Origin of the sequence: Enterococcus canis NBRC 100695, assembly GCF_001544375.1 — a bacterium.
GTDB classification, from domain to species: Bacteria; Bacillota; Bacilli; order Lactobacillales; family Enterococcaceae; genus Enterococcus_H; species Enterococcus_H canis.
In genome coordinates, this window is record NZ_BCQJ01000033.1 from 1 (window position 1) to 2,256 (window position 2,256).

Below are 2,256 nucleotides of genomic sequence, written 5' to 3' on the forward strand. Positions count from 1 at the left end.
AGTTCCCCCAATTTGCTATCAAGTAACATGTTTAAATTGTTCTGTAATGCTTCGGAAGTAGCGTACAAATAAAACGGAGAGTCTTTGTGTTCATAGCGAATAAACAATCGTTCAAACAATTTTCGCTTGACATTCTCCCCTGTTTCTGCATTTTTTGGTAGGTACTTAAGGTTCCTTTTGAGTAACAGATAATACGAATCTAAATCCAATGTTTCACGGTTAAGAACAATCGTTTCTGTCTCTGGTTGTGTGTCTCCTTGCTGGAAAATGTTTCTAAATTTACTATCTTTTACTTGCGATTTTTTCACTTCTTCTTGGTTCTCATTCTCCGTTTGAATGTCTGAATCATCAAGTATTTGTGTTACTTCTTTTGCTGTTTTTTTCTTTGGACGCTCTATTTTTTTCTCTACCTCAATCTCAAATAACTTGGGATTATTGGGTAAGATAGCGTCCGCAAACAAATGAAGGACGTTTCTAGGAAGCAAGAATTTTTGCACAAAAGGCAAACTTCTTTCGATACCTGTGGTTGTTTCAGCGTCACCTGATAGGTGGACATCAGCATCTTTGAACTCGTCTAACAATTGAATAGTGACTTGCAGAAGAGATTTTGCGGCGCCTGAATAAAAGACGCTCTCTGTCTCTGCTAAGGTAACCAGCTTATCTCGAATCGATATATCATTCCCACGTTCTACTGGGTTGTATCGCATATCTCCATCATCTGTAAACGCTCGTACTTCTTTATCGTAGTACCCAGCAATCGCTTGCATGGCTTCCAATGTATCTCGTGCGCCTTTACCATCAATCAGTATCGCTGGCATATTGAATTTAGCAGCATATTGAACGAATAATTGAAGCAAAACGGTCTTCCCTGAACCAGTCGTGGCTGGGATTAACGCATGTTGATTAAACTCGTCAAAGTCCATGATATAAGGCAGCCCAAACTCACTTGTCCCTAGCAGAAATTGTTTTTTTAGTTGTTCATACAACGCAAAGTCCATGGTTTCAATGGCTGTTTCATAGGCCCGTTCATAGTCATCTGTATATCGTTGCGATTCTTTGAACTTCTCTTTCTTTCGTTTCTTGTAGTCTTTGGCTTGTAGAATTTGCTTGCGCTCCTCTTCTTTTGACACGACTTTCCGCTTGGCGATAAATGCTGAAAATGAAACAAAGATACTGCCCATGCCACACCCACCAAGCACTAATGCGACGATTGTTTGCCAGCTAAATTGTAGGCTGGTGTGTAACAAGTTAAGTGGAAAGAAGAGATAGGCGGAAAAGTAGCCACGTGGAATCCATAAAGTAAAACTGAGTAGGTTAAGAATTGAAAAGAGAAAAGCTAGGCTAAAAAAAAGAGAGCTTCCACGCTTTAGGAAGCTCTCATAGTCCATGTCATAGACATGTGCTGCTTTCTCTTTCTTATCAATTAGTTGTACCACTAATAAAGGAATAACGCCCGTAAATGAAAAAGGATAAAGCAACACCCCTACAAAACAAAAGGCAAGGAGAAGTTGCTGATATTTTGTCCGTTGTGGGGGTTGGTTGGTTCCTTTTGAAGGATTTTTTGACTGAAACAGTCCATTAAAAAAATTATTTTCTTGCACGAGGTCGTCTCATTCCTTTCATTGGATTTTTTGCAGAAGGTGGGGCTGTCTTCGCTTTAATGGTTCGACGAACAGCGGACCCTTTCGGTGCTTTTTTTATTTTTACAGGTGGTGCATTTCGTTTGGCCATGCGTGTAATCGGTGGCACAACGGTTGTCGTCGGACGACTTTCTGTTGCTTGAACTTTCGGTGATGGTTGGTCAATGACTTGTTGAACAGCTTGCATTTTTTGACGAACAGGTGCTTTATATCGCAATGGACTGCCCCCCGTTCCGTTTAAGGAGCGTCCTCTTGATTGGCTGTTGGTTTTAGGTGTAATCGTTGTATTGGCAGGTTTTTGCCCAATCGTTCGGTGTTGGCTACGGGCGACTGACCGATTGTTTGTCGCTTGCCGCTGTTTGGTTCCCGTCTGTGCAGCTTCTGTCTTAGCCAGCGCTTGTTTTTGCCCTTGACGACGTGTCGCTGAACGTTGACCGTCGACGCTTCCTTTTCGTGATTGTCCTATCCGTCGGTTGTTTTGAAGGATTTGTGTCCCTTGTTGTTTCTCTCTTGGGTCGGATTTTCCGTCTGCTAACGGGGTTCCTTTCCTCAAGTTTTGATTGGCTGCCACAAGTGCCGCTGCTGTTTGCAAATTCTCCTTGTCGTAGGCTTTGCG

At 42.2% G+C, this 2,256-nt stretch carries 1 protein-coding gene and 1 pseudogene; both read right to left on the reverse strand.

Going from position 1 to position 2,256, the window contains the following annotated elements:
* Positions 1-1,601 (reverse strand): type IV secretory system conjugative DNA transfer family protein (locus ECA01S_RS13720; protein ID WP_067396503.1); only part of this gene is annotated, 1,601 nt, incomplete at its 3' end.
* Positions 1,588-2,256: pseudogene (locus ECA01S_RS14425) on the reverse strand (hypothetical protein); the annotation flags it as partial. The gene ECA01S_RS13720 and the pseudogene ECA01S_RS14425, both read right to left, overlap by 14 nt.